This window comes from Streptomyces purpureus (assembly GCF_014648195.1).
GTDB classification, from domain to species: Bacteria; Actinomycetota; Actinomycetes; order Streptomycetales; family Streptomycetaceae; genus Streptomyces; species Streptomyces purpureus.
Genome location: NZ_BMQQ01000026.1, coordinates 88,203 through 99,004 on the forward strand (window position 1 = coordinate 88,203; position 10,802 = coordinate 99,004).

The 10,802-nt window shown below is 71.0% G+C and carries 13 protein-coding genes and 1 pseudogene; 9 read left to right on the forward strand and 5 right to left on the reverse strand.

Annotated elements, in window-relative coordinates:
• Positions 1 to 252: 252 nt before the first annotated feature.
• From IEZ01_RS26970 to IEZ01_RS26980, 3 genes are all read left to right on the forward strand, one after another.
• On the forward strand, positions 253 to 591 hold the full coding sequence (locus IEZ01_RS26970) for a helix-turn-helix domain-containing protein (RefSeq protein WP_019888077.1): 339 nt from the start codon (positions 253 to 255) through the stop codon (positions 589 to 591).
• Between the two features lie 291 nt (positions 592 to 882).
• Positions 883 to 2,628, forward strand: coding sequence for a serine/threonine-protein kinase (locus IEZ01_RS26975; protein ID WP_189204213.1), 1,746 nt, complete (start codon positions 883 to 885; stop codon positions 2,626 to 2,628).
• Between the two features lie 19 nt (positions 2,629 to 2,647).
• On the forward strand, positions 2,648 to 2,854 hold the full coding sequence (locus IEZ01_RS26980) for a hypothetical protein (RefSeq protein WP_189204215.1): 207 nt from the start codon (positions 2,648 to 2,650) through the stop codon (positions 2,852 to 2,854).
• Positions 2,855 to 2,888: 34 nt separating this feature from the next.
• Here IEZ01_RS26980 and IEZ01_RS26985 read toward each other — a convergent pair whose 3' ends face one another.
• Complete coding sequence (locus IEZ01_RS26985) at positions 2,889 to 3,680, reverse strand: nuclease-related domain-containing protein (RefSeq protein WP_019888073.1); 792 nt, start codon at positions 3,678 to 3,680, stop codon at positions 2,889 to 2,891.
• Between the two features lie 178 nt (positions 3,681 to 3,858).
• Positions 3,859 to 4,158: a hypothetical protein gene (locus tag IEZ01_RS26990; RefSeq protein ID WP_019888072.1), complete on the reverse strand. Its 300-nt coding sequence runs from the start codon at positions 4,156 to 4,158 to the stop codon at positions 3,859 to 3,861.
• Positions 4,159 to 4,359: 201 nt separating this feature from the next.
• Between IEZ01_RS26990 and IEZ01_RS26995 the strand changes: the two genes are divergently transcribed.
• Positions 4,360 to 5,103, forward strand: a complete 744-nt coding sequence (locus tag IEZ01_RS26995) for a PP2C family protein-serine/threonine phosphatase (RefSeq protein WP_019888071.1) — start codon at positions 4,360 to 4,362, stop codon at positions 5,101 to 5,103.
• 58 nt (positions 5,104 to 5,161) lie between these two features.
• Here IEZ01_RS26995 and IEZ01_RS27000 read toward each other — a convergent pair whose 3' ends face one another.
• Positions 5,162 to 6,229 carry a sigma-70 family RNA polymerase sigma factor gene (locus IEZ01_RS27000; protein WP_229833244.1) on the reverse strand — a complete coding sequence of 356 codons (1,068 nt, stop codon included), beginning with the start codon at positions 6,227 to 6,229 and terminating at the stop codon, positions 5,162 to 5,164.
• Between the two features lie 64 nt (positions 6,230 to 6,293).
• The gene (locus tag IEZ01_RS27005) at positions 6,294 to 6,971 is read right to left on the reverse strand and encodes a TetR/AcrR family transcriptional regulator (RefSeq protein ID WP_019888069.1); all 678 of its coding nucleotides are present in this window, start codon (positions 6,969 to 6,971) and stop codon (positions 6,294 to 6,296) included.
• Between the two features lie 128 nt (positions 6,972 to 7,099).
• Here IEZ01_RS27005 and IEZ01_RS27010 point away from each other — a divergent pair, with 128 nt between their 5' ends.
• Positions 7,100 to 7,624, forward strand: a complete 525-nt coding sequence (locus tag IEZ01_RS27010) for a hypothetical protein (RefSeq protein ID WP_019888068.1) — start codon at positions 7,100 to 7,102, stop codon at positions 7,622 to 7,624.
• A gap of 300 nt (positions 7,625 to 7,924) precedes the next feature.
• Complete coding sequence (locus tag IEZ01_RS27015; protein ID WP_019888067.1) at positions 7,925 to 8,356, forward strand: subtilase-type protease inhibitor; 432 nt, start codon at positions 7,925 to 7,927, stop codon at positions 8,354 to 8,356.
• A 118-nt stretch (positions 8,357 to 8,474) separates the two neighbouring features.
• Here IEZ01_RS27015 and IEZ01_RS36100 read toward each other — a convergent pair.
• Positions 8,475 to 8,546: pseudogene (locus IEZ01_RS36100) on the reverse strand (50S ribosomal protein bL37); the annotation flags it as partial.
• Positions 8,547 to 8,721: 175 nt separating this feature from the next.
• On the opposite strand from IEZ01_RS36100, the gene IEZ01_RS27020 reads away from it, so the two are divergent.
• From IEZ01_RS27020 to IEZ01_RS27030, 3 genes are all read left to right on the forward strand, one after another.
• On the forward strand, positions 8,722 to 9,087 hold the full coding sequence (locus tag IEZ01_RS27020) for a PH domain-containing protein (protein ID WP_028797763.1): 366 nt from the start codon (positions 8,722 to 8,724) through the stop codon (positions 9,085 to 9,087).
• A 560-nt stretch (positions 9,088 to 9,647) separates the two neighbouring features.
• Positions 9,648 to 10,034 carry a hypothetical protein gene (locus IEZ01_RS27025; RefSeq protein WP_052185790.1) on the forward strand — a complete coding sequence of 129 codons (387 nt, stop codon included), beginning with the start codon at positions 9,648 to 9,650 and terminating at the stop codon, positions 10,032 to 10,034.
• 218 nt (positions 10,035 to 10,252) lie between these two features.
• Positions 10,253 to 10,802 (forward strand): toxin (locus IEZ01_RS27030; protein WP_229833245.1); only part of this gene is annotated, 550 nt, incomplete at its 3' end.

Genomic DNA, 10,802 nt, shown 5'->3' on the forward strand with positions numbered 1-10,802 from the left:
GAAGAAACGGAGGAGTGAAGCGCCATCAGGATCGCCCGGGAGAAGCATCGAGCCCGGGTACCGCAGGACATCGATAGGCAGGTGGTCTCCGGTCACGCATTCGCGATCCCCGCATCCCCAAGCCCCTACAGGGCGGCGATGCGGACACGGTAAGCCGACGCGACGCTGAGTCGGCAAGATGGTGCAGTTCCTTCGGGGCCCTGGTGCCGTTCGGCACCAGGGCCCCTCGACGCGTTCCCCAGAGAGGTGAGAATGACAGCAGACGACCCGATCGGCCGTCTCGAAGACGACGACTACCCCGCGTACACGATGGGGCGGGCGGCCGAGATGCTCGGCACGACCCCCGGGTTCCTTCGCGCCATCGGCGAAGCCCGGCTGATCACCCCGCTCCGCTCGGAGGGCGGCCATCGGCGCTACTCCCGCTATCAGCTGCGCATCGCGGCCCGCGCCCGGGAACTCGTCGACCAGGGCACCCCCATCGAGGCCGCCTGCCGCATCATCATCCTCGAGGATCAGCTCGAGGAGGCCCAGCGCATCAACGCCGAATACCGCCGCGCAGCGGCCGAATCACAGCCGCCGGCCACGGAGTAGGACGGGCCGGCGGACCGGGCCGCCGTTCCCGGCGACCGTCCACCCGGTTCGAGGTACGGGACCGAGCACCGGGGCCGGGTCGTTCGGCCGACCGAGCCCTCGCTCGCCCTGCCCCGCGCGTCCCGCTCGACAGGTTCCGCGCCGCTTGCGTGCATGCGCTCCCCGCCGAGTGAGGAGCTTCGGACGGCCGAGCACCTTCGTGAGCTGCCGCCTCGGCGCAGCCGTCCGCGCGTCAACCTCTACCCTGGGGCGCCAGGTGGACAACAGCGAAGTGGCGGAACGGAGCGTGCGGTGACCACGGGGGAAGCGAATGCCGGGGACCTCATAGGCCAGCTGCTCGGAGGACGCTACCGGGTGACCTCGGTGGTCGGGCGCGGTGGCATGGGCGTGGTCGCCCGGGCCGTCGACGAGCTGCTCAACAGAGAAGTCGCCGTCAAGGTCCTGCGGGCCTACACCGACGCCTCCCCGCACGAGCTGGCCGGTCTGCGGGTCCGGATGCAGCGGGAGGCGCAGGCCGCCGCGCGGATCCGGCACAGCGGGGTGGTCACGGTGCACGACGTGACCGAGGAGCGGGGTCTTCCCGTCATCGTCATGGAACTCGTCCACGGGCCCTCACTCGACGACGTGCTCACCGAGCGCGGCACGCTCCCGCCGCACGAAGTGGCCGCGATCGGCGCCAAGTTGATGGACGCGCTCGACGCCGCGCACCGCGTCGGCGTCCTGCACCGGGACGTCAAGCCGGGGAACGTGCTGCTGGAGCGCGGCGAGCGAAGCGAGATGGGGGTCCCCCCGGCCGGAGGCTGGGGGAGGGTCGTCCTCACCGACTTCGGCATCGCCAGCATGGACACCGCCGGCGACGACGCCATGGACAAGCTGACCCGCAGCGGTCAGATCGTGGGCTCCCTCGACTATCTGCCGCCGGAGCGCGCGCAGGGCAGGGAGCCCGGGCCCGCGTCGGACATCTGGTCGCTCGGCATGACGCTGTACGCGGCGGTGGAAGGCGCCGCGCCGTTCCGCCGTACGTCCGCGTGGTCCACCCTGGCGGCGATCGTCACCGAGCCGCTGCCGGAACCCCGGCAGGCCGGTCCGCTCACGCCCGTGCTGCGAGCGCTGATGGCGAAGGAGCCGGAGAGCCGGCCGACCGCCGACCAGGCACGCGCGATGCTGGAGCAGGTCGCCGCGGGCGGGACGGCGCACGTCGCACCACTCTCACCGCACGCCCCGCCCGCACCATCGGCACCGCAGGCGTCTTCGGTACGTACGCCGACCGAGGCCGCGATCCCGACACCGCCGCCCGGCTTCGGCCCCGCCCCGGCCCACCCGGCCGCCCACCCCGTCCACCCTCAGCCCGGCGCCCCGTACGCGGGACCCGGAGTCCCCGCCGGCGAAACGAGCCGCATCGCGGCCCGGCGCGCACGCCGCCGCGGCCGCACGCTCACCGCATCCGTGGCCGCCGTCGCGCTCCTCGCCGCGGGTGGCGGAATCACGTATGCCCTGACGGCCAGGGAAGACGCCCCGGCCACGAACGTCGCGCAGCCGTCGTCGCCCGGCGTCAGCTCGCCCGCGGACAGCCCGCAGCCGTCCGCGGGAAGCACCCCGTCGTCCGCCGCGTCTCCCAGCTCCTCCGCCCAGCCGTCTCCCTCCAAGGAGAAGGAAGAGGACCGGACGACGAAGGGCCCCACGACGAAGCCCAAGGACGACGGGTCGGCCACGGCGTCCACCTCCCCCAAGGCCACGCCCAGTTCGACGGTGAAGGAGCCCACACCGGTGTCGACGGCCTGCACCGGCTGGGCGCGCCAGAACAACAGCGACGGATACGGCTACGTGTCCCAGGGCACCCACCTCTACACCGGGCCGTACTCGGAGTGCTCCTATGTGACCGCGGTCAAGTCCGGCGTGAAGGTCCACTACCACTGCTACGTCACCAATGCCCACGGCAACAAGTGGATCTACGCCCGTATCGACGGCACGAGCACCGAGGGCTGGATCTTCAGCGACAAGTCCACCCTGAAGACCGGCTCATTGGTCCGCTGCTGAAGTCGCGAGGAGAAGAATCGTGAGCGAGTGGGACCTGTCGGCGTACGAGGGGATGTGGACCACCGAGCGGGACGACTGGGAGCTGCACCGGGCCGGTGACTCCTATCTGCCGGTCAGCAAGGGCGACCGGCCGATGGCGCACCTGATGTGCGACGACGATCTGGCGGAGCTGGTCGTCGCGCGGATGCTCGCGGCCGGGGTCACGGTGGTGGACGAGCCGGGCTGAGCCGGGGCGCCGCAGCCGCGGTCAAGGGCCCGGCTCAGGCGGTCAGCCAGCAGCGGCGGTCGCGGGCCACGGTGTGGACACGCTCCACCTGCGCGGGGTCGAGCGCACCCGACATCGGCCCCAGGGAAGCCACTTGGCGCTCCTGATAGACCCTCACCTCCAGCTGCGTGGGGACGACGTCCAGCTTGGACACGTCGACCCAGACCAGTACCGGCTGTACGGGTACGCGGAAGCCGCAGTGCCGTTCCAGCGCCGCGGCGACGCGGCGGGCCTCGGCGCGGAGGTCGGCAACGTACGGCTGGGGGTCCGCGCCGTCGATCCGGAGTGTGTCGTCACCGACCCACACCGCCTTCTCGGGGTGGTGCCTGGTGTGGATGGTGAAGACGCCGCCGGGGCCGATCAGCAGGTGCTCGAGGTCCGGCCCGTCGGGCAGCGGTACGGCGTGCAGGACGTGCCAGCCCCTCTTGGTCAGCCGGTCCAGCTCGGCGCCCACCCGCGCCTCGGCGGCCCGCCCGGGTCTGCGGCCCAGGACGCGGGCCGCGATCCGGTCGAGGAGGCCGGTCCCGGGGCGTTCGGCGGCCAGGTCGTTGTCCGGGGTGAGGGGCGGGAGGGAGTCGGGGATCGGCGCGGCCGTCGGGCCCGACTGGGGCGGACCGGGGTCCTGCCGGGCCAGGGCGTCCACCGCCGCGTCGCCGTACTTGCGGTCGAGGAAGGTGATCTCCCCGGTCGTACGGTCGGCCCAGGCGACAGCGGTGCCGTCCGGGAGGTTGACGTAGAGACGGTCGTGGCCCTGCCGCTTCCACGAGGTGACCCGCAGCTCGCGCATCGCACCCCCACCCCCCGGTCGCTCCTGTCGGCCGCGCCCCCCGCGGGCCGTCCCGCCATCGGAGCACCGGGGTGACAGCGCTCACAAGTGCGCATTGAGGGAAGGGGTTTGCTCCTCCCGCGGGCTCCGGCGCCTCCGCCCCCGGATCGGAGCGGGTCAGGGATTCATGGGGAGCGGGTCAGGTGTTCAGATGGCTGAAGGCCACTTCGAAGCGCTCGACCGAGACGATCCGCTGGCCCTCCCGTTGCGCGGTCTGCTCGCGGATCTCGTGGGCGCGTTCTTCGCTCGCCCGCATGGTCTGTTCGTCCTGCCACAGGGTCATCGACCTGGCCTGTCCGGTGGCCCGGTCGACGAGGTAGTACACCCCGACGAAGCCGGGAAGCTCCTGGACCTGCTGGACGATCGCCTCCGACAGCGCGGCCAGGTCTCCCTCGGGCGGGACCGGTGAACCCTGGTAGGTGCTCAGCCTTGCGAACATCGCCGACCATCCTTTCCACGACTCCCCCGCGTTCACGACCAGCGTGCTCCCGGTGACCGGAGGCCGCATGCCGAGCCGTGGCCGGGGGGCCGGAGGCCTTGGCGCTGCGGGCCCGGGGGCCGTGGGGAGCCGTGGTCGGGGAGCCGTGGTCGCGCCCGCGCGGGACAATGGGGGTGACGCCCTCGGGAGAGGCTGGTCGTCGTGCCGTACATCGCCGTGACTGCCCTGAGCCATGCCGGGCTCGTCCGCGAGCACAACGAGGACAGCCTGGTCATCGGCCCGTGGACGCTGTGCGGCACCGTCACCGAGAACCCGCAGACTCTTCTCTTCCCCCTCGGCACCCCGCTCGTCGTGGCGATCGCGGACGGGCTCGGCGGGCAGCCCGCCGGGGAGGTGGCCAGTGCGCTGGTCGTACGGCAGCTGGCCGCGCTCGGCCCGTCGCTGGACGGGGCGGAGGCCGTACGCGAGGCCCTGGACCTGTGCAACGAGGAGCTGTACGCGGCCGCGGCGGGCCGGCCCGAGCTGGCCACGATGGGGACCACGGTCGCCGGGATGGTCGTACGGGGCAGGTCGCCGCTCACGTTCAACGTCGGCGACAGCCGGGTGTACGACGCGTCCGGCGATAGGTTCCGGCAGGTCAGCGTGGACGACAGCCCGCCGCCGCCACCGGGACGGCGTACGACGTCGGCGGTGACGCAGACGCTGGGCGGCAGCACACGGCCCATCGCCGTCACGCCCCACGTCACGGCCCTGGAGACGGGCGCGGACGCCCCCCGCTGGCTCCTGTGCAGCGACGGGCTGACGGACCCGGTGCCGGACGAGGAGATCGGCGCCGTGCTGCGGGTGCACAACGACGGCCGGGCCGCCTTCGAGCTGTGGAAGGCGGCCATGGAGGCCGGCGGGCCCGACAACATCACGCTCGCGCTCGTACGCCTCGGTGAGTGAGGCCCGCCGGGAGCGCCGCCCGGGGTACGGCCGCACCGCGCCCCGGAGGCGTTCCCGCTCAGCCGGTGAAGGGCTCGGGGTCGAGGGCGGCCAGCCGCTCCGGGTCGGTGAGGATGTCCAGGGCCGTGACCTTTCCGTCGCGGATCGTGAACGCCATGAGGGAGATCGGACGGCCCTCCGCCATCGCGAGGACTCCGGCCGCCCCGTTCACCAGGGCCGGTACGGACGCCTCGGCGAAGCGGGCGAAGGTGATGGCCTGACCCGCCACCGCCGCGGCGCCGCGGATCAGCATGCCCGGGCGCAGGGCGCCACCGTCGGAGCGGGCCACGATGTCCGGGTCGAGGACCGCCACGAGGGCCTCGAAGTCGCCGCCGCGGGCGGCGGCGAGGAAGGCGTCCACGACCTCGCGCTGGCGCGGGACGTCGCAGTCGGGCGCCGGGGCCGCGCCCTGGACCCGGCGGCGGGCGCGGCTGGCGAGCTGGCGGGTGGCGGTGGGGGTGCGGCCCACGATGGGCGCGATGTCGTCGAAGGGGACGGCGAAGAGGTCGTGCAGGATGAACGCGAGCCGCTCGGCGGGGGCCAGCGTGTCCAGGACGACGAGAAGCGCGAGGCCGACGGAGTCGGCGAGCAGCGCCGCGTGTTCGGGGTCGATCACGTCCCCGGCGCCGACGACCGGATCGGGCAGCCGTACCCCCGGCTCGTCGAGGGGTTCCTCGCGGCGCGAGGTACGGGAGCGCAGCATGTCCAGGCAGATCCGGCCGACGACCGTGGTCAGCCAGCCGCCCAGGTTCTCGACGCCGTCCGTCCCGGAGCGGCTGAGCCGGATCCACGCCTCCTGTACGGCATCGTCGGCCTCGTTGAGCGAGCCGAGCATGCGGTAGGCGACCGCCCGCAGGTGGCTGCGGTGGGCCTGGAATCGCTCAGCGAGAAGGGCGTCGGCGTAGGCCCGGTCCCTCGGCGTGCCGAGCTGCCTGGGCTCACCCGCTTCTCCTGGCTCCGTCGGCTCCCTGAGCTCGATGTGCTCGGGGTGCTCGGTGTGCTCCGTGGCCTCGGTGTGCTCGCTCGCGCCCTGCACGTCCCCCGGTTCCATCTGCCCTGTCCGCCCCATCCGTCGTATCGGTTCCATCTGGCCCTCTCCTCGCCCCCCGCCACCTTGACGGAGCCCGTCCGCCGAATGTGACGGGCGGCCCTCAGCCGGTCGCAAGCTGCTGCTCCAGGCCATTCAAGATCGCGTTGAGGCCAAAGGCGAAGGTGTTGTCGGGAGCCGCGTTGTAGTCCGTCCCGCTCGCGGACTCGATACGGGCGCGCAGCCGCGGGTACCCCCGCGCGATCTCCGTCGCCTCTGCCAGGCTCTCGGAGATCTGCGCCTCCGGGTCGCCGCCGTTACGGCTGAGCCTGCGGGTGAGGGAGATCGTGGCAGCGGCGCCCGCGGCGTTGCCCAGGACGAAGGTGAAGACGGTGGCGACGGCCTGGTCGGCCTCGGCGCCGGTGAAGCCGGCCTTCTCGTAGAGGCCGATCATGTGGTCGTCGACGCGCGACTTGGCCGGGCCGTACAGGAGATGAGCGGCGAGCGCCTGGAGCAGCCAGGGGTGGCGGGTCATCATCGCGTGCATGCTGTTCGCCATGGCCGTGGCGGCCTCGCGCCACTCCAGCGCGTCGATGTCGGGCAGTCCGACCTCCTTCCAGACCTCGTCACCGGCCAGCCGGACCAGGTTGTCCTTGTTCTTGACGTGCCAGTAGACGGCGGTCGCGGCCGAGCCGAGCCGGTTGCCCAGGGCGCGCATGTTGAGGCCGTCGAGGCCGTCGGCGTCCAGGAGCTCGATGGCGGCCTTGACGATCTGGTCTGCGGTGAGCGTGTTCTGTGCCATGACCCCACCATAGTTGAACTAAGTACAAGCGAGGCCCGGAAAGGACTTGCACTTAGTGCAAGTCGCCTTCTAAGCTGCACTTGCACTTAGTTCAAGCGGCCCGCACGAAGCCCTCGAAGGAGACCGGCATGTCCAGCACCACCACCGCCCTGTTCCAGCTCCTGATCGCCCTCGCCTTCATCTCCATCCCGCTCGTCCGGGCCCGCTACGGGGCGCGTGCCCAGAGCGCCGTCGAGAACGAGCTCGGCCGCCAGGGCGTGCGCACCACCGTGATGGCCGAGAACGGGATGCGGCTCGACGCCGGCGGCCACGAGACCTGGGCGCCGCTCGGCATCGCCCTCACGATGACCTCGCTGGCGGCCCTCAACCTCTTCGGCAACAGCTGGGGCGAGACCCTCTCCTGGTATCTCCAGCCCGTGGTACTGCTGATCAACTGCGTGATCCTCTACAGCAATCTCACCGCCACGGCCTCCGTCGCCGCCGCCTTCGCCAGGAGCGACGACAGCGAGCTCCGGCGGATCGACGTCAAGGCGATGCTCACCGCCGCCGAGCAGGGCTTCCCCCGCTGGGTCATGCCCTACCTGCAGAACATCCGCCACACCGTCGTCTTCGCCGGCTCGCTCGCGGTCCTCGCCCTCCTCGCCACCAGCTGACCCTCCGTCACCTCGCCTGGCAGGCCTGGAGTCGCCATCCCCGTCGCGGTCTGATCCACGGCGGCACGAGGCCGGGGGTTCAAGCCGTTCGTCGAAGCGGGGGATCCGGCCAACTCGGGGTGGAGAAAGCGTTTGCAGCACGCAGATCCTGGGAACACCCGTTCCCCATGCGTCACTTCTCGCCACTAATTGAGCACGTAACGTTACCGAAATCCATGGGGTCGATGTGTGTTTCGGCGACGTAGCCGCAAGACTCGCGTTCACCGATCAGGCACAAATTCGAGCGGAAGGATGCACACAATGCGAACCACCGCACGCTGGGCAGCGACGATTGCGCTGGCGGCCACAGCCGTTGGCTGGCCGCTGACCGCCGCCGTCGCCCAGCCTGCCCCCGCGCCCGCCTCCCTCTACGCCCCTTCGGCCCTGGTACTGACCGTGGGCCATGGCGAGAGCTCGGCCGACACGACGGTGGAGCGGGCCGTGACCCTCGCCTGCGAGCCCACGGCGGCCGGGACGCACCCGGACGCGGAGGGTGCCTGCGGGCAACTCCGTCAGTCCCGTGGTGACTTCGACAGGCTGCCCGAGAACACGGCGGGCATCTGCACACGGGAGTACAACCCCGTGGTCGTGACGGCGGAGGGCGTCTGGCAGGGCAAGCGCGTCTCCTACGAGCGCGTCTACGCCAACGACTGCGTACGCAAGTCCCAGGGTTCGCGCGTGTTCTCGTTCTGACACCTCCCCGCGTGGCACGTGCGATCCGAAGGCACGAGTCCGTACGCATGAGAGAGCCCCAGGCCGACGGCCTGGGGCTCTCTCGCGCCCACGCACACGAATCGAGCGCGGGGAATAAGGCGTTGGGGCGCTTGCCGTGGTTCGCGCCCTTCTTCTTGCGGGCGCGGCGCTTGTTGCCTCGTTTGGACATGGAGCACATCTCCCTGAATCGGGATTTTCCGGCCGTCGCCAGTCTAGGTTCGTGGGGACACACCCGCATCAGCAGCCCTTTGGGCGCCGTATACAGGCGGTATACAGTTTCGAACAGCGTTCAACTTCCGAGCGCGCGAGACATGGCGCTCGGCAACATAGGGGTGGGGGCCTTCGTGGCACTGTTCGGAAACGCGCACGCGATCGATCCCGCGGCGGCGCAGCAGGAGTACGCGCGGCTGCTGGGCCAGGGCGAGCAGGTGCACGCCGCGTACCTGCTGATCCGGGACACGATGCTCTTCACCGACCGTCGGCTGATCATGGTCGACAAGCAGGGGATCACCGGCAAGAAGGTGGAGTACCACTCGATTCCGTACCGCAGCATCACGCACTTCGCGGTGGAGACGGCGGGAACGTTCGACCTCGACGCCGAGCTCAAGATCTGGATCTCGGGGACCCAGATGCCGGTCCAGAAGACGTTCACCAAGGGCGTCGACATCTACGAAGTGCAGGGAATCCTCACGCAGTTCGTGGCCCGCTGACCCAACCGCGTTCGACTCGCACGTCAAAGGCCCCGGTCGTCGGACCGGGGCCTTCGGCTTACGTGGCCAGGGACAGCTGCGCGGATCGCCCGACGGGCCGCGGGGAAGCGGGCGTCGTGCCCCGATCGGGGCTAACGTCCCGGCGTGCGGCGGTCCGACCGGTTTGCCTTTGTCAACCGACTGGTAACTCACGCGACTGCAAAGCGACATTGCCGTACGCGAACTTCGCGGAGAGCTGCGGAGGACGCTGACCAAGTGTCATACTGGCGCCGCAGCCCTTCGTGCATCCCCCGTCGCGAAGGGCTGCTCATATGTCCGGACACACCAAGTCCCCCACGGGCAGGGGACTCCCCTCGTGGCCCCCTGTCCGCGTTTTTTCGAGTTAACAGTGGCGTAGAGTGTTTGCGCAAGTCCAGTTGGCCGCGGACGTGAACGTGGGGGTTCCAGTGGGAAACGGCGGCGAGCAGGCGCCTGAGCCGAAGCGCACGACCGAGCTGCCGACGGGGCCGGCGGCCGAGCCGGCGCCCGAGCTGACGACGTTGCAGCAGAAGGTCGAGTACATGGTGGAGAAGACCTTCCCGGGGCAGAAGGTCTCCGGCCGGTTCTTCGCCGATCTCGTCAAGGAGCGCGGGGGTTCCCTCTCGCACAGCTACTTCTCCAACATCCTGGCCGGGAAGGTGACCAACCCCTCCGAGGACATCCTCAAGGCGCTCGGCCTTGGCTTCGGGGTCGACTGGCGGTTCTTCAAGGAGGAGTCCGAGGTCGTCGACGACGTCGTGGCCGGGCTCCAGTTCCTCGCCAAGCGGCGTACGGGCGAGATCAGCGGGATCGCGGGGCGGGGGCTCGACGACGACGGACTCACCGCCGAGCTGCTGGAGTTCGCGCTCTCGCTCCTGGAGGAGACCAAGAGCCCCCGGCAGGACACCGACCAGGAGCCGCCGGCCTAGCTCCACGGGGCGCACAACAGCGCGCAACGGCGCACGTCGACGCCCATCGGCGCCCCGCACACCGCCCCCGCAGTGCGCCCCTTCGCTCGGTTCCCGCCCGTGGCCCCCGGCACGCGGCCCCCGAAAGGGCCCGCACGCGTGCCCGTCTCGTCGTACGCGTTGGCTAAAATCGCCGTTCGCATGTCACACACACGCGTGACGACGACCAAGAGGCCCCGATGTCCCTGCGCGAGCTGCGGAAAGAGTGCGAAGCCGGGCTGGCTGACCTGCCCCTCCCCGCCCCCTTCGACATCGCGGCGCTGGTGGCCAACATGGAGGCCGCCCGTGGCCGGAAGATCGTGCTGCGCGAACTGCCCGACCGGCTCGCGCGTCTCAACGCCGCCTGCGGCCTGCGGCTGAAGTCCGGAGACACCAGCCTCGTCCTCTACCGGCGGCGGCCCACCGAGTACCAGACCCAGCACGTCATCCTGCACGAGCTGTGCCACGAGTGGTTCGACCACGGCACCAGCCTCGACGCCGAGCAGCTGCGGCGGCTCATGCCGGTCTTCGACACCTCCCTCATCGGCCGGGTCCTCGGCTCCGGCGCGACGACCGTGCAGGCGCGGGCGCAGTACGACACCCACGAGGAGCGGATGGCCGAGTTCGGGGCCTCGCTCATACCCCGGATGGCGCGCGACGTCACCAGCGACGACATGGTCGGACGGCTCGCCAACTCGCTCTCCCGGCCCGTCGCCCACCGGCGCACGGGCCTCTTCAGACGTTCCCCCC

What these genes read in the sequence shown, in the direction of transcription:
- IEZ01_RS26970 (WP_019888077.1), top strand. Translation starts at nt 253, where the DNA reads ATGACAGCAGACGACCCGATCGGCCGTCTCGAAGACGACGACTACCCC.
- IEZ01_RS26985 (WP_019888073.1), bottom strand. Translation starts at nt 3,680, where the DNA reads ATGCGCGAGCTGCGGGTCACCTCGTGGAAGCGGCAGGGCCACGACCGT.
- IEZ01_RS26990 (WP_019888072.1), bottom strand. Translation starts at nt 4,158, where the DNA reads ATGTTCGCAAGGCTGAGCACCTACCAGGGTTCACCGGTCCCGCCCGAG.
- IEZ01_RS27000 (WP_229833244.1), bottom strand. Translation starts at nt 6,229, where the DNA reads ATGGAACCGATACGACGGATGGGGCGGACAGGGCAGATGGAACCGGGG.
- IEZ01_RS27005 (WP_019888069.1), bottom strand. Translation starts at nt 6,971, where the DNA reads ATGGCACAGAACACGCTCACCGCAGACCAGATCGTCAAGGCCGCCATC.
- IEZ01_RS27010 (WP_019888068.1), top strand. Translation starts at nt 7,100, where the DNA reads ATGTCCAGCACCACCACCGCCCTGTTCCAGCTCCTGATCGCCCTCGCC.
- IEZ01_RS27015 (WP_019888067.1), top strand. Translation starts at nt 7,925, where the DNA reads ATGCGAACCACCGCACGCTGGGCAGCGACGATTGCGCTGGCGGCCACA.
- IEZ01_RS27025 (WP_052185790.1), top strand. Translation starts at nt 9,648, where the DNA reads ATGGTGGAGAAGACCTTCCCGGGGCAGAAGGTCTCCGGCCGGTTCTTC.